Here is a 16570-nt window from a genome sequence, read left to right on the forward strand (position 1 = left end):
CCTCGCGCTGTGCGGCATGCTGGCGATGAGCGGCGCGGCCCATGCGCAGACAGTGAAGCAGGAGGCCCCCGACGCGGAAACGCAGACGGCCGTCGCCGATTACAACGCCGGCAATCTTCCCGTTGCGCTCAAGGAGTTCCGGGACGCCGCCGAGCGCGGCAGCCGGCTCGCCGAATTCAACTACGCGATGATGCTGCTGAACGGCGAGGGGACGAAGGCGAACGTCGACGAAGGCAAGAAGTGGCTCAAGAAGGCTGCTGACGCGAACATGTCGCACGCGCAGTACGTGTACGGCAAGATGTACGACGATGGCGATTTCGTCGTGCGCGATCCGGCCGAGGCGCATCGCTGGTTCCTGAAGGCGGCGGAGCAAGGTCACGTGCAGGCGGAGTTGGCGCTTGCGAATCAGTTTCTCGACGGACGGGGCACGTCGCGCGACAACAAGCAGGCGTTCGTCTGGTACAAGAAGGCCGCCGAAGGCGGCGACATGACCGCGCAATACGTGACGGGGTCGTTCTATGAGCTCGGCGGCGACGGCGTCGAACAGAACCTGAACGTGGCGCGCGCTTACTACGCGGCCGCGGCGGCGCAGGGCGATCCGGCAGCGCGCTTGAAGTACCAGCAGCTCAGCGCGCAGCTACAGCAGAAGGCGAAGCCGCAGTAACCGCCAATCGCGATCGAACCGGCAAGCGAACCCGAAAACGCCGCGCTGCCAGGGCCTCGAGCCCGGCGCGCGGCGTTCAGCTTTTCATGAGCCGCTTCTGCCGCCCGACGCTCATGATGAGTCCGACCGCGACGCCGAGCGTAGTGAGCGCGGTGCCCCCATAGCTCATGAACGGCAGCGGCACGCCGACGACCGGCAGAATCCCGCTCACCATCCCGACATTGACGAACGCGTAGGTGAAAAACGCCATCGTGAGCGACCCGGCCAAGAGGCGCCCAAATAGCGTCGCGCCGTTGGCGGCCACATAGAGTCCGCGCGCGATCAGCAGCATGTAGAGCACGAGCAGCACGAGTCCGCCCGCGAGCCCGAACTCCTCCGAGAACACGGCGAAAATGAAGTCGGTATGTTTTTCGGGGATGAATTCGAGGTGGGCCTGCGTGCCCTTCATCCAGCCCTTGCCGAGCGGGCCGCCCGAGCCGATCGCGATGACTGCCTGGATCGTGTGGAAGCCCTTGCCGAGCGGATCGGAGGTCGGGTCGAGCAGCGTGCAGACGCGGTGCTTCTGGTAGTCGTGCATGAGCGGCCACTGCACTTCGGGCTGGCAGATCTTGTCCTGGAACGTCGCGATCAGCGCGACCGAGACGACGACGGCCGCCAGCACCGGCGCGATCAGCTTGAACGACAGTCCAGCGAAGTAGATGACGAAGAGGCCCGCGGCGAACACGAGCATCGCCGTGCCGAGGTCCGGCTGCTTGGCGATCAGGCCGACCGGCACGGCGAGTATCGCGAAGCCGACGAGAAAGTCCCACCAGCGCAGCCCGCCTTCGCGCTTCTGGTAGTACCACGCGAGCATGAGCGGCGTGGCGATCTTGAGGAGCTCGGACGGCTGGATCACGACGCCGACGTTGATCCAGCGCTTCGCGCCCTTCTTCGTGATGCCGAACACCGCGACGCCGACGAGCAGCGCGATCCCCACCGTATAGAGCGGCACGGCGAAGCGCATCAGCGTCGTGGGCGGCAAGTTGGCGAGCGCCCACATGAGGGCGAAGGTGAAGAGGATGTTGCGCAACTGGTCCTCGACCTTGCCGGGCATGTCGAGCGTCGCGCTATAGAGCGTGACGATGCCGACGCACAGCAGCAGGAACACCGTCAGCGCGAGCGGGCGATCGAAGCCCACGAACATCTGCTTGACGCGTTCGAGCCAGACACGCTTGTCGAATTGCATGTCTTTCTCCGTTATTCGTCGATGCCGGACGGGGCCGGCGTGGAGGGGGCGGCGGACGGCGCGTTCTCGTCGCGCGACGGCGGCGCGATAGCGACGTCGGGCGTTTCGCTGGCGGGGCGCGGCTTGCGCGGCGCGGGCTTTTTCGCCGGCGCGGCGACCGCGCCCGATGCGCCCGCCGCCGCGGCAGCGCCTGAGCCTGAGCCTGAGCCGACAACCGGCCCGGGGGCCGCGCCGAAGCCCCCCACAGCGACATCAGCGCCCGACGCCCCCACCGCCAGAGCGGGTTTCGGCGGCACTGGCGACGGCAGCGCCGTGAACCCCGCCGCGACCTTGACGAGCGGCTCCGAGCCTTCCGCGGCATCGGACGCGCCGATCACCGGCACGGTGATCGCCTGCGTCGCCGACGCCGCAGCCGCGACCGCCGCAGCTTCCGCGCCCGGCTTTTGGCGCTCGAGCAGCCAGAAGTCGAGCACGCGGCGTGCGATCGGGGCTGCGGCCTGCGCGCCCCAGCCGCCGTTTTCGACGACCAGCGCGACCGCGATCTGCGGATTGTCGGCGGGGGCGAACGCGATGAAGAGCGCGTGGTCGCGCAGATTTTCGGCGAGCGCGTGGCCGTGGTACTTCGCGCCCTGCAGCGAGAACACCTGCGCGGTCCCGGTCTTGCCGGCCGTCACGTAAGGCGCGTTGCGGAACAGCAGATACGCGGTGCCGGACGGATTGGCCGTCACGTTGACCATCCCGCGCTTGACGACGTCGATATCGTCTTGCGTCACGTTGATCCGGCCGTTGTCCTTCGGCACGGTCAGGCGCAGATCGTGGCTGATCGGATTCTCGATCTCCTTCACGAGGTGCGGCTTCATGACGACGCCGTTGTTGGCGAGCGTGGCCGTCGCGTGCCCGAGCTGCAGGATCGTGTACGAGTTGTAGCCCTGGCCGATCCCGAGGCTGATCGTCTCGCCTTCGTACCAGCGCTGCTGCTCGGGCTTGCGGTAGGCCTTCTTCTTCCAGTCCGTCGACGGCAGCACGCCGCGCGCCTCGCCCGCGATGTCGATGCCGGTGATCTGCCCGAAGCCCCAGGGCTTCATGAAGTTGGCGATCGCGTTGACGCCGAGGTCGTGCGCGAGCATGTAGAAGTAGGTGTCGTTCGACACCATGATCGCGCGGTTCATGTCGATCCAGCCCTGGCCCTGCGGCACGTCGTTGCGGAACGTGTGGCCGCCGAACGTGTACGAGCCCGGGTCCTGGAAGCCCCAGCTCGGCGTGCGCTTGTGCAGGGTGAGCGCGGCGAGCGCCATGAACGGCTTGTAGGTCGAGCCCGGCGGATAGGTGCCGTGCAGCGGCCGGTTCAGGAGCGGATGGTCGGCCGAGTTGTTGAGCTCGTCCCAGGTCTGCTGATCGATGCCGTCGACGAACGAGTTCGGATCGAAGCTCGGCGACGAGACGAACGCGAGCACGTCCCCCGTCGAGGGCTCGATCGCGACGAGCGCGCCGCGCTTGCCCGCGAACGCCTGCTCGGCGACCTGCTGCAGGCCGATGTCGAGCGACAGCACGAGGTTGTTGCCCGGCGTCGCCTGCGTGCGCGAGAGCGTGCGCACGGGGCGCCCGCCCGCCGTCACTTCGACTTCCTCGAAGCCGGTCATGCCGTGCAATTCGGTTTCGTAGCTCTGCTCGACGCCGATCTTGCCGATGTAGTCGGTGCCCTTGTAGTTGTTCGCGTCGAGGCGCGGATCGTAGTGATCGGGGTCGCTGTCGTTCTGGTCGCTGATGGCGTCGATGCGCTCCGCGTCGCGCTGCGAGATCCGGCCGATATAGCCGATCACGTGCGCCGCCGTCGTGCCGAGCGGGTATTGGCGGAACAGGCGCGCGCGCACGTCGACGCCGGGAAAGCGGAAACGCTGCGCCGTGAACTTCGCGACTTCCTCGTCGGTCAAGCGGGTGCGGATCGGCAGGCTCTCGAAGTTCTTCGAGTCTTCGAGCAGCTTCTTGAAGCGGCGGCGGTCGCGCTGGTCGATCGAGATGACCGTGGAGAGCTTGTCGATCACGTTATCGAGCGTGTCGTCGATCTTCGACGGCGTGACTTCGAGCGTGTACGCCGAGTAGTTCCTGGCGAGCACGACGCCATTGCGATCGGTGATGATGCCGCGGTTCGGCACGATCGGCGCGACCGAGATGCGGTTCTCCTCGGCCTGCAGCGAGTATTTGCTGTAGTGCCAGACCTGCAGGTCGAGAAAGCGCAGCACCAGGAGGCCGAAGCAGACGAACACGAACACCCCGGCCGCCGCGACGCGCAGACGGAACCGGGAGAGCTGTTGCTGGGTGTCCTTGAATTCGGTCATGCGAGTACCGTGCTACGGATTCGAAACGGGCTCAGATCGGCCGGGTGTCGTCCGGGTCTTCCGGGCGGCGCTGAGGCATCAGGAGCAGCATGCTCGCAACCGGCCAGAGCGCGGCTTCGACGAAGCCGTCGATCAGATAGCCCCAGCCGGGAAACGCGGCGCCCATCAAGAGGCGGATCATGAACGGCACGAGCTGCGCGCCGACCAAAAGCGGCGCGACGGCGAACATCTGCACGCCGAGCGTCATCCAGAGCACGCGCCGGTGGATCGTGATTGCGCCGAACGAGAGCAGCGTATAGGCGAGGGCGTGCTCGCCGAGCAGGCTCGCGTTGTGCACGTCCATCAGGATGCCGAGCAGGAACGCGAGGCCCATGCCGACCTTGCGCGGCTGGTGCACGTTCCAGAACAGGAGCACGAGCGCGACGAAATCGGGCACGGCGACGAGGCGCCCCCAGGGCATCAGATTCAGCAGGAACGCGGCGGCGAGACTGAACGCGATGAAGTACGGATTGACCGGCAGCAGGATGTATTGCGGGCGGTTCATCGCTTCGCTCCCGATGCGGCGGCGTGATCGGCGGCGGGCGCTTTCGCGTTCTTCTCGGTGCTCTTTGCGGCGGTTGGCGTTTTTGCGGTCTTGTCTGCGGCGTTCTCGCCGGCCTTCGCATCGGGAGCGGTCTTGCCGGCGGCTTTATCCTTGTCCGCGGCCTTCACCGCTTTCTTGTTCTTCGCGTCTTTCCCCGCGGCCGTTGAGGCCGACTCGGGCTCTTCCGGACGCGGCGGCACATTGCTGATGTAGTGCAGCACGAGGAACTGCTTCGCGCCACGCACGGTTGCGACCGGCTGACAGACGACGCGCGCGAACGCCGTATCGGCGAGCTTGTCGACGCGCGCCACCTTCGCGACCGGCAGCCCTGGCGGATAGACGCCGTCGAGGCCGCTCGTCACGAGCTCGTCGCCCGCGAGCACGTCGGCGCTGATCGGCACGAAGCGCATTTCGAGCGCGTCACCCTTGGGCGTGCCGTAGATCACGCTGCGCAGCCCGGTGCGGACAACCTGCACGGGCACGGCCTGATCCTTGTCGGTCAAGAGCGTCACTTCGGACTGCATCGGGAACACGCGCGTGACCTGGCCGACGACGCCGTTCTCGTTGACGACAGGCGAGCCGTTCTGGACGTCCTGATGCGAGCCGACGCCGATCACGACCTTCTGCGTGAACGGATCGGCCGTGTCGTATTGGATCTCGGCAGGCGTGGACTTCGTCGTCATCTGCTGCGTCAGGTCGAGAAGCGCACGCAGATGCGCGTTCTCCGCCTCGAGCGTGGCGGTTTGATTCGCCTGCGTCGAGAGCTGGAGGTTGCGGGCGGTGAGCTTCTGGTTTTCGGTGCGCAAGGTCGCGCTCGTGACGGCGAGATCGGCGGCGCCCATGAAGACGTCGCGTGGCACGAGGGCCGCGCGCTGCAGCGGATAGAGACCTGCGCCGAGCACGCCGCGCACGATTTCGAGCGTCCTGAAGCGTGCATCGGAGATCAGCAAGGCGAGCGCGAGCACGACGAAGAAGACCAGCCGCGCGAGCGCGGACGGGCCTTGCTTGAACAGAGGCGGCGGACTGTATTCCATGGTCGGCGCCGAAGGCGTGATCGTGTGAGTGAAGCTACGGCGCGCTCAAGCGCGGCGGCTCGCCGGTGGGACCGAGAGCGCCGCGCTGTCTGCTGACACGGGTTTCACTCGTACGAGAAGATGCTGCCGAGCTTGTCCATGCGCTCGAGCGCCATGCCCGAGCCACGCACGACGCAGGTCAGCGGGTCTTCGGCGACCAGCACCGGCAGGCCGGTTTCCTCGGCGAGCAGGCGGTCGAGGTCGCGCAGCAGCGCGCCGCCGCCCGTCAGCATCATGCCGCGCTCGGCGATGTCGGCGCCGAGTTCCGGCGGCGTCTGCTCGAGCGCGATCTTCACCGACGAGACGATCTGGTTCAGCGGATCGGTCAGCGCTTCGAGGATTTCGTTGCTGGAGATGGTGAAGCTGCGCGGAATGCCTTCCGAGAGGTTGCGGCCCTTGACTTCGATTTCCTTGACTTCGGAGCCCGGGAATGCGGAGCCGATTTCCTTCTTGATCGATTCGGCGGTTTGTTCGCCGATCAGCATGCCGTAGTTGCGGCGGATGTAGTTGACGATCGCTTCGTCGAACTTGTCGCCGCCGACGCGCACCGAACCCTTGTAGACGATGCCGCCGAGCGAGATCACACCGACTTCGGTGGTGCCGCCGCCGATGTCGACGACCATCGAGCCCGTGGCTTCCGAGACCGGCAGGCCCGCGCCGATCGCGGCGGCCATCGGCTCCTCGATCAAGTAGACCTGCGAGGCGCCCGCGCCGTGCGCGGCTTCCTTGATCGCGCGGCGCTCGACCTGGGTGGAGCCGCACGGCACGCAGATGATGATGCGCGGCGAGGGCGAGAACATCCGCGACTCGTGCGCCATCTTGATGAACTGCTTGATCATCTGCTCGGTGACGGTGAAGTCGGCGATCACGCCGTCTTTCATCGGGCGGATTGCCTCGATGTTGCCGGGCACCTTGCCGAGCATCTGCTTGGCTTCCTTGCCGACTGCCTGAATGGTTTTCTTGCCGTTGGGACCGCCTTCCTGGCGGATGGAGACGACTGACGGTTCGTCGAGAACGACGCCCTTGCCGCGCATGTAAATGAGCGTGTTGGCAGTGCCGAGGTCAATCGCCAGATCGTTGGAGAAGTAGCTGCGCAAAAAGCCGAACATGAAAATCCTGTCTCGCTGGGGGCCGGCTTCGCTTCATGGGCGCCGCGCGGCAGCGGAAAAAATAACAGCTTCGAGTTCGGGCGTGAGCGGCCGCCACACGAGCACGAAGCTGCAATGAAATCTACCGGGGAGTGCGAAAAACCAAGGTGGAATCCTCAGCGCAGCGTTCAGTAAAACCGTAGAAAACACGCCGAAAGGCCTAGGTAAGTCGGCCCGGGTTTGGGTCGAACGCGTAATGATACCTTATAATTTTGTCGTATTTGAAGGATACGGACGGCACTTTTTGCCTTACCGGGCCTGCGTTTTAAGGGCTCGATCTCGCCGCCGCGACGTTTCCTAACTCCTTGTCGCAGCATCGTTTTTCCGCGCTGCGCTAAGTTCCACGTCTTTTCCGGTGACAGCATGGCTTTGACCCTGACCGATGTTAAGCGCATCGCGCACCTGGCGCGCCTCGAATTGGCCGACGCCGACGCCGAGCACACGCTTACCCAGCTCAACGATTTCTTCGGGCTCGTCGAGCAGATGCAGGCCGTCGATACGGCCGGCATCGCGCCGCTCGCCCACCCCATCGAACACATCGAGGACGTCGCGCTGCGCCTGCGCGACGACGCCGTCACCGAGGCCGTCGATCGCGATGCGTACCAGCGTCCCGCGCCCGCGGTGCAGGACGGCCTGTATCTCGTGCCGAAAGTGATCGAATAACCGTTCGGAGCGCCCCCAAACCTGTCGCTACGCGCCAGGCCCCCCCAAGGGGGTAAGAAGACTTGGGGCGGCCCGGCGTTTTCTTAGGAACGCCCATCCAATGCATGCAAAGAGTTTGACCGAGCTGCGCGCGCTCGTCGCGACGAAGGAATGTTCCGCCGTCGAGCTGGCGCAGCACTATCTGAAGCGAATCGAGGCCGCGAGCGCGCTCAATGCGTTCATCCAGGTCGATCCCGAGCTGACGCTCGCGCAGGCGAAGGCCGCCGACGAACGCGTCGCGCGCGGCGAGAGCGGTCCGCTGCTGGGCCTGCCGATCGCGCACAAGGACGTTTTCGTCACGCGCGGCTGGCGCTCCACGGCCGGCTCGAAGATGCTCGAGGGCTACGTGAGCCCGTTCGATGCGACCGTCGTCGAGCGCTTTATGCGCGCCGGCATGGTGACGCTCGGCAAGACCAACATGGACGAGTTCGCGATGGGCTCGTCGAACGAGAATTCGGCCTACGGATCGGTGAAGAACCCGTGGGATACGGCCGCGGTGCCCGGCGGCTCGTCGGGCGGCTCGGCGGCGGCCGTGGCCGCGCGCCTCGCACCCGCCGCCACGGCCACCGATACCGGCGGCTCGATCCGCCAGCCGGCGTCGTTCTCGGGCGTGACCGGCATCAAGCCGACCTACGGCCGCGTGTCGCGCTACGGGATGATCGCGTTCGCGTCGTCGCTGGACCAGGGCGGCCCGATGGCGCAGACCGCCGCCGATTGCGCGGCGCTGCTCAACGCGATGACGGGCTTCGACGAGCGTGACTCGACGAGCTTGAAGCGCGACGACGAAGACTACACGCGCTTCCTCGGCCAGACCTGGTCGACCGGCGGCGCGGCGGACAAACCGCTCGCGGGCCTGCGCATCGGCTTGCCGAAGGAGTACTTCGGCGATGGTCTCGCCGGCGATGTGCGCGCCGCCGTCGATGCCGCGCTCAAGCAATACGAAGCGCTCGGCGCGACGCTCGTGCCGGTGTCGCTGCCGAAGACGGAACTGTCGATTCCCGTCTACTACGTGATCGCGCCGGCTGAGGCGTCGTCGAACCTGTCGCGCTTCGACGGCGTGCGCTACGGCCATCGCGCCGCCGAGTACCGCGATCTGCTAGACATGTACAAGAAGTCGCGCGCGGAGGGCTTCGGCCCCGAGGTGAAGCGCCGGATCCTGGTCGGCACCTATGTGCTGTCGCACGGCTACTACGACGCGTACTACCTGCAGGCGCAGAAGATCCGCCGCATCATCGCGCAGGACTTTGAGGAAGCGTTCAAGACGTGCGACGTCATCATGGGTCCGGTCGCGCCGACCGTCGCCTGGGACATCGGCGCGAAGGGCGACGACCCGGTGCAGATGTACCTCGCCGACGTCTACACGCTGTCGATCAGCCTCGCCGGCCTGCCCGGCATGAGCGTGCCCTGCGGCTTCGGCGCGGGCGCGAACGCCAAGCGCCCGGTCGGCTTGCAGATCGTCGGCAACTATTTCAACGAAGCCCGGATGCTGCAGATCGCCGATGCGTTCCAGCGCGCGACCGACTGGCACAAGCAATCCCCGGCAGGAGTCTGAATATGGAGTGGGAAGTCGTTATCGGCCTGGAGACGCACTCGCAGCTCTCGACGGCCTCGAAGATTTTCTCGGGCGCGTCGACGCAGTTCGGCGCCGATCCGAACACGCAGGCGTGCCCCGTCGATCTCGCGTTGCCGGGCGTGCTGCCGGTGATGAACAAGGGCGCTGTCGAGCGCGCGATCCGCTTCGGCCTCGCGATCGGCGCGACGGTCGCGCCGCGCAGCATCTTCGCGCGCAAGAATTACTTCTACCCTGATCTGCCGAAGGGCTATCAGATCAGCCAGTACGAGATCCCCGTCGTGCAGGGCGGCCAGGTCACGATCCAGGTGCCCGCCAACGACAAGACGGGCGCCGCCGCGTACGAGAAGACCATCAACCTCACGCGCGCGCACCTCGAGGAAGACGCCGGCAAGTCGCTGCACGAAGACTTCGCGGGCATGACCGGCATCGACCTGAACCGCGCCGGCACGCCGCTGCTCGAGATCGTCACCGAGCCGGAGATGCGCAGCGCCGCCGAGGCCGTGGCGTACGCGAAGGCCCTCCATGCGCTCGTCGTCTGGCTCGGCATCTGCGACGGCAACATGCAGGAAGGCTCGTTCCGCTGCGATGCGAACGTTTCGGTGCGTCCGGTCGGGCAGAAGGAGTTCGGCACGCGCGCCGAGATCAAGAACCTCAACTCGTTCCGCTTCCTCGAAGAGGCGATCCAGTACGAAGTGCGCCGCCAGATCGAGCTGATCGAGGACGGCGGCACCGTCGTGCAGGAAACGCGCCTCTACGATCCGGACAAGCGGGAAACGCGCTCGATGCGCAGCAAGGAAGACGCGCACGACTACCGCTACTTCCCCGATCCGGACCTGATGCCGCTCGTGATCGACGCGGCGTGGATCGAGCGCGTGAAGGGCGAGATGCCCGAGCTGCCGGCCGGCATGCAGAAGCGCTTCGTCGAGCAATACGGCCTGACGCCGTACGACGCCGGCGTGCTCACGTCGAGCAAGGCGATGGCTGCGTACTTCGAGGCGGTGGTCGCCAAGGCCGGAACGGCGCAATCGAAGACCGCGGCGAACTGGCTGATGGGCGAAGTGTCGTCGCAGTTGAATCGCGACGGGCTCGAGATCGCCGAGTGCCCGGTCTCCGCCGCCCAGCTCGCGCTGGTGCTGCAGCGGATCGCCGACGGCACGATCTCGAACAAGATCGCCAAGGATGTGTTCCTCGCGATCTGGGAAGAGAAGGCCACGGACGTTGACGCCGCCGACCGCATCATCGAAGCGAAGGGCTGGAAGCAGATCTCGGACACCGGCGCGCTCGAAGCGATCATCGACGAGGTGCTCGCGGCGAACCAGAAGTCGGTCGAGGAGTTTCGCGCGGGCAAGGAAAAGGCGTTCAACGCGCTGGTCGGCCAGGCGATGAAGGCGACCAAGGGCAAGGGCAATCCGCAGCAGGTCAACGAGCTTTTGAAGAAGAAGCTATCCTGAGCGTCCCTTGCCGGAACTGCGGGCTTGCGCGGTGCGAGTCCGCATGATGGAACCACGGGCTGTTGCCGGACGGAATACGAGGCGACGGCCCGTTTTGTTTGAAATGGCGTGCCGGCCCATCGCGGGCGTGGCCGCCACATACATTGGAGCGCGCATGCCGAAGCAACCGAGCCTGGACGACTTTCGCGTCCCCTACGTCGGCAACGGCAAGAGCAATGGCAAGAAAGCCGGGAAGTTTTCGCTGACCGATTTCGACACCGCGTCGAAGCCGTTTTCGATGGGATCGAAGGATGCCGACCGCGCGCGCCTGTCGGAGCTCGGCAATCGGCTCGACGAGCTGCAGGAGCGCCTGCACGCGCAGCGCCGCCAGCGCGTGCTGCTGGTGCTGCAAGGCATGGATACGAGCGGCAAGGACGGCACCGTGCGCGCCGTGTTCCACGAAGTCGATCCGCTCGGCTTGCGCATCGTGCCGTTCAAGGCACCGACGCCGATCGAGACCGCGCACGACTTCCTCTGGCGCGTGCACGCGAAGGCGCCGGCCGCGGGCGAGCTGACGGTCTTCAACCGCAGCCACTACGAGGACGTGCTGGTGCCGCGCGTGCTCGGCCAGATCGACGCCGCCGAGACCGAGCGCCGCTACGGGCACATCCGGCAATTCGAAGAGCTGCTCGCGGATGCGGGCGCGACGATCATCAAGTGCTTCCTGCACATCTCGAAGGACGAGCAGAAGAGCCGCCTGCAGGCCCGCATCGACGATCCGACCAAGCACTGGAAGTTCGACATCTCCGACATCGAAGCGCGCAAGCTCTGGGAGCCGTATCAGGAGGCCTACCGCGACGCGCTGGCGGCGACGTCGACCGAATACGCGCCGTGGTACGTGATTCCGGCGGACTCGAAGTCGCACCGCAACCTGATGGTGGCCGAGCTGCTGCTGCGCGTACTGGAGGACATGAAGCTCGAATACCCGCCCGCGAAGGAAGCGCTCAAGGGCATCAAGGTCGAGTGAGCCGAGCGACCGCTAGCGAACCCACTCCATCCATCGACAAGAACCAGGACCAGGAAACTATGCTGCGTGTGATCACCGCCAACCTGAACGGCATCCGCTCCGCTGCGAAGAAGGGCTTTTTCGAGTGGTTCGGCGAGCAGAACGCCGACGTGCTCTGCGTCCAGGAGCTCAAGTGCTCGCAGGACGACATGACGCCCGAATTCCTCGCGCCGCACGGCTTTACCGGCTACTTCCAGCATGCCGAGAAAAAGGGCTACAGCGGCGCGGGCGTCTACACGCGCCATGAGCCCGACGACGTCGTCATCGGCTACGGCAGCGAGGAGTTCGACCCCGAGGGGCGCTATGTGGAAGCGCGCTTCGGGAAGCTGTCGGTGGTGTCGGTGTATGTGCCGTCCGGTTCGAGCGGCGACGACCGCCAGCAGGCGAAATTCCGCTTCATGGACGAGTTCATGCCCCACCTCGCGGAGCTGAGCAAGAAGCGCGAAGTGATCCTGTGCGGCGACGTCAACATCGTCCACAAGGAAATCGACATCAAGAACTGGAAGAGCAACCAGAAGAACTCGGGCTGCCTGCCCGAAGAGCGCGCCTGGCTGAGCCAGCTCTTCGACGAAGTCGGCTACGTCGACGTGTTCCGCACGCTCGATCAGCGGCCCGAGCAGTACACGTGGTGGAGCAATCGCGGACAGGCGTATGCGAAGAACGTCGGGTGGCGGATCGATTACCAGATCGCGACGCCGGGCATCGCGGGCAAGGCGAAGGGCACGTCGATCTTCCGCGACATCAAGTTCAGCGACCATGCGCCGCTGACGGTCGACTACGACCACAAGGTCAAGAGCTGACGAAGCGGGGGCTTTGCCCCCGTCGTGGTGGATCTTCGCTCAGGCTTTCATGGGTTGGCGGATTGATCGGCAGTTGGTTTGGCGGCCTTGGCCTTGAAGGGCCCGATGACGTACTTCTCGCCGTGCTTCAAGCAGTCGTCGGCGACGGCGTGCCACCATTGTTCCGTCACGAGGTAGGTGCTGCCGTTGATGTCGTTCTCGGTTTTGACCGTGTCTCTGCCGAGTTTCAGGTCGCGGCGAACGCCGATCAAACTTTTTGCTCGACTGTCGGGGTCCAATGCGCCATCCCAAAGAAGAAGCTCCTCTTCTTCTTTCCAGAGCACCCAGACATTCATGCTTCCAGTCTGCCATTGGTAGCCGACGACGCAGAAACGATTGGTTTGATGATTTTTTTGGTAGGCAGCAACCCCGTTCTTCAGGGCAATCTGCGGGTCTTTGTAGTATGGATTGTCGGATACGACGAATCTCGAGGTTGGTTTTCGGTTGAAGCCTTCCGGAAGATCGTCAGCAGCAAAACTCGTCGCGCAGATGAGCGCAGCTGAAACACATGCCATAACGAGACTCGGGGTGCGTTTCTGCTTCATTGCCGCACCTCCGTCCGAGATTGCGCTTTCGATATGAAATCGTTCGTCAACGTATAAAAGTCCTGCCCACCTTTTGTCGCGAATTGGACGAAATTGTCGCCAGGTGACTTTGCCTCACTAGTACGCCACGCATAGAGGCCAGTTGGGCAGGGATCCGCACTTGTGAGCTCGCCACGCGCCACCGCTAATGCCGTTTCCGGGTAGTCCCGATACTGCTTATTAAGTCTGTGAGTTCCTTCATTTGCATTCGCAGCTACTTTGTCTATTAATTGCTGTTGTTTAGGCCGTATGCTTGGGTAATTCTCAAATCCGTCAACTTGATTGGGTGCCTTGATAAGCGATTCCAAGGTGGTCGCGTGTCGGCCCGAAGCAAAATGTTGAGCACCGAGTTTGAGACGATTTCTCAACACAACGACCATCCATTGCATCGCTACTCGCGCCTCGTTCAGGCTAACGAAATCCGGACTTTCCGGTCCCGCATTTTCCGAAATCAACATCCGCGCCAACATCCCCGTTTCGGTGACGGCGGGCGGCAGTTCGAGTTTCGGGAGTATCTGCACGGCGAGCCGGTCGGTGTCGAAATCACGGCGAAGCGGCTGGCCGCGCTCATCGCTGACGTAGGCTTCGACGTGGGCAATCTGGCTGCACGAAACACCGCATCCGTGCGCTTCCAGCATGAGACGCTGCTCGACGTTCCGATGGTCGGCCCTGATCGGAAAGATCCGCACTGAGTGGTGGTCGCTCGTCAGGATGAGATGCCTGCCGTTCGGCCCCAATCCGGAGACTTTGAACGGGAGCCGGTTACCCGCGACCAGCGTGATTTGTCCTCCAATAGTGGTTCCGTCGTTGCGTAGCAATCTAGCCATGTTGAAACCTCGTCCGTCAGTGGTGGAGCCCCACTGTGTCGACCCGGTTTCGAGATCTCCATCAGACGATTCCGATATTCCGGCCGCCTGCTTTTTTTAGGTTGGGTGAGCACGCGCCCCGCTAGCGCGACGCCGTGCCCTTGCGGACCGCGCTGATGCCCGCGTAATCGGGCAGCGAATCGACCGGCACGCCCCGCGCCTTCGCATACAGCGAGAGCATGTCGGGCAGGCGCTTGACGATGTCGTGCCGCCGCGTCGCGCTGTATGGGTGCACGTAGATGAAGCCCTGCTCCTTGTTGCTGTGCGTCGCGGCGGCGAGTTTGTCCCAGAGCGTGACCGCCGCGCGCGGGTCGAACCCGGCGCGCGCGGCGATGTCGCTGCCGATCACGTCGGCCTCGGTCTCGTCGGTCGGCGTGTAGCGCATCGCCAGCAGCTGCGAGCCGATGCCGAGCGGCGTCGCGCCGAGGTCGGCGAGGCCGAAGAGCTGCGGGATCGAGCCCGTGCCGATCTGCGCCGACTGCTGCTCGCCGAGCCGCTCGCGCGCGTGCTCGCGCAGCGCGTGGGCGATTTCGTGGCCGAACAGCACGCCGAGCTCGTCGTCGTTCAGATGCACGCGATCGAAGAGCCCGCTATAGACGACGATCTTGCCGCCCGGCAGGCAGTACATGCGGATCTCGGACGAGCGGACCACGTTGACTTCCCACTTCCAGTTCTTCACGCGGTCGTTCCACTTCAGCGCATACGGCATCACCTTGGCGGCGATGTCGCGCGCGAGTTTGACGCGGGCGTCCGAGTCCGGCAGGAGGCGGCCGGTTTGCGCGGCGCCGTGCAGGATGTCGGCGTATTCGTCGGCGGCCTGCTCTTCGAGCGCCGGCGACGGAATCAGGTTGCGGAAGGTGGTCGCGTTGCCGAACCGGACTTGCAGATTGCGGTTCGTTTGATACGTCTGGACGGCGGCCGGCAGTGCGGCAGAAGCGCTCGACGACAAGCCGGGGGCCGCCGCGGGTGCTTTCGCCGGAGGGCCGGCGGGCGCGGGCAGCATCGGAACGGGCACGGCGGGCGGCGTATTCAACGGGCTTGCGGACCCGCTCGCCGCCGTCTGCGCCACGACCGCGACAGGCATCGCGCACAAAAGCAGCGCGCCGGCGCATAGCAGCACCGACGATGCGAGAGCCTTCACGCCCGGGCCCTCCACGGCGCGATCATCGGCAGCAGCAGCATGCCCGGCAACGCGAGCACGGCGCACACGATGAAGTAGTCGAACCAGCCGATCTTCGCGACGATGAAGCCGCTCGACGCCGACGCGAGCGTGCGCGGCACCGAGGCAAGGCTCGTGAAGAGCGCGAACTGGGTGGCCGTGTAGCGTGGATCGGTCGTGCTCGCGATATAGGCCGTGAACGCGGCAAGCGTGAGCCCGGTCGAGAACGTCTCGAAGCCGTAGATCAGCGCGAGCGCCGCCGGCGACGGGCCGATCTTCGCGAGCCACGCGAAACCGAGTGTCGAGACGATCTGCACGACCCCGAAAATCCACAGCCCGCGCGCGATGCCGATCTTCACGAGCCACACGCCGCCGATGATGCCGCCCGCGATGCTCGCCCAGAACGCGGTGGTCTTCGCGATCACGCCGATCTGCGTCTTGTCGAAGCCGATGTCGAGGAAGAACGAGGTCGACAGCGTGGTCGCCATGGTGTCGCCGAGCTTGTAGAGGAAGATGAAGCCGAGCACGAGAAGCGCGGCGCGCCAGCCGTCGCGCGAGACGAACTCGGCGAACGGCAACGCGATCGCCTCGCGCAGGTTCTTCGGCGGCGCGCCATGGATCTCGGGCTCGCGCACGAGGAGCGTCATCGCCATGCCCGGCAGCATGAACGCCGCGGTCACGGCGAACACGACGTCCCACGGCATGTGATCGGAGAGGATCAGCGCGAGCGAGCCGGGAATCAGCGCGGCGATCTTGTACGCGTTCACGTGGACCGCGTTGCCGAGGCCCTGCTCGGTGTCGCGCAGGAGCTCGCGCCGGTAGGCGTCGATCACGATGTCCTGGCTTGCGCCGAAGAAGGCGACGAGCGCGGTGAGCGCAGCCACCGTCCAGATATCGCTGCGGGGCGAGACGAAGCCTAGCGAGGCGATCGCGCCCGCGACGAGCAGTTGCGTGACGAGCATCCAGCCGCGCCGCCGCCCCGGGCGCCAGCCGGGCAGGCGCGGGACGTAGCGGTCCATCAGCGGCGCCCAGACGAACTTCCAGGTGTACGGGAACTGGATCAGCGCGAAGAGGCCGATCTCCTTGAGATTGACCCCTTCGGAGCGCAGCCACGCCTGCACCAGATAGACGAGCGTGAAGAGCGGCAATCCCGACGTGAAGCCGAGAAAGACGCAAATCAGCATGTGCCGGTTCAGGAAGGCCCGCCAGCCCGGATGCGCCTCGTGGGCGCTGAGCGCGGGCGGCTCGTGGTGCTCGCGATGCTTGCCATGCTCCTGTGGCGGCTTCTGGTCCTGCTCCTGTGCCTGATTGGGCATGTCTCG

General features: G+C 65.3%; 15 protein-coding genes. 6 read left to right on the forward strand and 9 right to left on the reverse strand.

What is annotated here, in order from left to right; all coding sequences use genetic code 11:
- Window positions 1-16: 16 nt before the first annotated feature.
- Window positions 17-664 (forward strand): tetratricopeptide repeat protein, encoded by a 648-nt coding sequence (locus FAZ69_RS24325; protein ID WP_240702453.1) that lies wholly within the window; start codon window positions 17-19, stop codon window positions 662-664.
- A gap of 76 nt (window positions 665-740) precedes the next feature.
- Here FAZ69_RS24325 and rodA read toward each other — a convergent pair whose 3' ends face one another.
- From rodA to FAZ69_RS24350, 5 genes are all read right to left on the reverse strand, one after another.
- Entirely contained in the window at window positions 741-1889 is a 1149-nt protein-coding gene (gene rodA, locus FAZ69_RS24330) for a rod shape-determining protein RodA (RefSeq protein ID WP_136897647.1), read from the reverse strand.
- An 11-nt stretch (window positions 1890-1900) separates the two neighbouring features.
- On the reverse strand, window positions 1901-4225 hold the full coding sequence (gene mrdA / locus FAZ69_RS24335; protein ID WP_136897648.1) for a penicillin-binding protein 2: 2325 nt from the start codon (window positions 4223-4225) through the stop codon (window positions 1901-1903).
- A 31-nt stretch (window positions 4226-4256) separates the two neighbouring features.
- A complete protein-coding gene (gene mreD / locus FAZ69_RS24340) occupies window positions 4257-4769 on the reverse strand; it encodes a rod shape-determining protein MreD (RefSeq protein ID WP_136897649.1) in 513 nt (170 codons plus the stop codon).
- On the reverse strand, window positions 4766-5842 hold the full coding sequence (gene mreC, locus FAZ69_RS24345; protein WP_136897650.1) for a rod shape-determining protein MreC: 1077 nt from the start codon (window positions 5840-5842) through the stop codon (window positions 4766-4768). Before mreC ends, mreD begins: the two co-directional genes overlap by 4 nt.
- A 104-nt stretch (window positions 5843-5946) precedes the next feature.
- Window positions 5947-6990: a rod shape-determining protein gene (locus FAZ69_RS24350; protein WP_136897651.1), complete on the reverse strand. Its 1044-nt coding sequence runs from the start codon at window positions 6988-6990 to the stop codon at window positions 5947-5949.
- A gap of 402 nt (window positions 6991-7392) precedes the next feature.
- On the opposite strand from FAZ69_RS24350, the gene gatC reads away from it, so the two are divergent.
- The 5 genes from gatC to FAZ69_RS24375 all read left to right on the forward strand — a co-directional run bounded on the left by gatC (window position 7393) and on the right by FAZ69_RS24375 (window position 12600).
- Window positions 7393-7692, forward strand: coding sequence for an Asp-tRNA(Asn)/Glu-tRNA(Gln) amidotransferase subunit GatC (gatC, locus tag FAZ69_RS24355; protein WP_136897652.1), 300 nt, complete (start codon window positions 7393-7395; stop codon window positions 7690-7692).
- 100 nt (window positions 7693-7792) lie between these two features.
- Window positions 7793-9283: an Asp-tRNA(Asn)/Glu-tRNA(Gln) amidotransferase subunit GatA gene (gene gatA, locus FAZ69_RS24360; RefSeq protein ID WP_136897653.1), complete on the forward strand. Its 1491-nt coding sequence runs from the start codon at window positions 7793-7795 to the stop codon at window positions 9281-9283.
- A 2-nt stretch (window positions 9284-9285) separates the two neighbouring features.
- Window positions 9286-10755, forward strand: a complete 1470-nt coding sequence (gene gatB / locus FAZ69_RS24365) for an Asp-tRNA(Asn)/Glu-tRNA(Gln) amidotransferase subunit GatB (RefSeq protein ID WP_136897654.1) — start codon at window positions 9286-9288, stop codon at window positions 10753-10755.
- 154 nt (window positions 10756-10909) lie between these two features.
- Window positions 10910-11761, forward strand: a complete 852-nt coding sequence (locus FAZ69_RS24370) for a polyphosphate kinase 2 family protein (protein ID WP_136897655.1) — start codon at window positions 10910-10912, stop codon at window positions 11759-11761.
- A 59-nt stretch (window positions 11762-11820) separates the two neighbouring features.
- Window positions 11821-12600, forward strand: a complete 780-nt coding sequence (locus FAZ69_RS24375) for an exodeoxyribonuclease III (protein WP_136897656.1) — start codon at window positions 11821-11823, stop codon at window positions 12598-12600.
- Between the two features lie 47 nt (window positions 12601-12647).
- On the opposite strand, the gene FAZ69_RS24380 is transcribed toward FAZ69_RS24375, so the two are convergent.
- The 4 genes from FAZ69_RS24380 to FAZ69_RS24395 form a co-directional block, all read right to left on the reverse strand.
- A complete protein-coding gene (locus tag FAZ69_RS24380; RefSeq protein WP_240702447.1) occupies window positions 12648-13184 on the reverse strand; it encodes a hypothetical protein in 537 nt (178 codons plus the stop codon).
- Entirely contained in the window at window positions 13181-14050 is an 870-nt protein-coding gene (locus FAZ69_RS24385; RefSeq protein ID WP_136897657.1) for a hypothetical protein, read from the reverse strand. Before FAZ69_RS24385 ends, FAZ69_RS24380 begins: the two co-directional genes overlap by 4 nt.
- 121 nt (window positions 14051-14171) lie before the next feature.
- Window positions 14172-15245 (reverse strand): M48 family metallopeptidase, encoded by a 1074-nt coding sequence (locus FAZ69_RS24390; protein ID WP_439654794.1) that lies wholly within the window; start codon window positions 15243-15245, stop codon window positions 14172-14174.
- Window positions 15227-16564 (reverse strand): AmpG family muropeptide MFS transporter, encoded by a 1338-nt coding sequence (locus FAZ69_RS24395; protein ID WP_136897658.1) that lies wholly within the window; start codon window positions 16562-16564, stop codon window positions 15227-15229. Before FAZ69_RS24395 ends, FAZ69_RS24390 begins: the two co-directional genes overlap by 19 nt.
- Window positions 16565-16570: the final 6 nt, after the last annotated feature.

The sequence above is a fragment of the Trinickia terrae genome, from assembly GCF_005144415.1.
Lineage (GTDB): Bacteria > Pseudomonadota > Gammaproteobacteria > Burkholderiales > Burkholderiaceae > Trinickia_A > Trinickia_A terrae.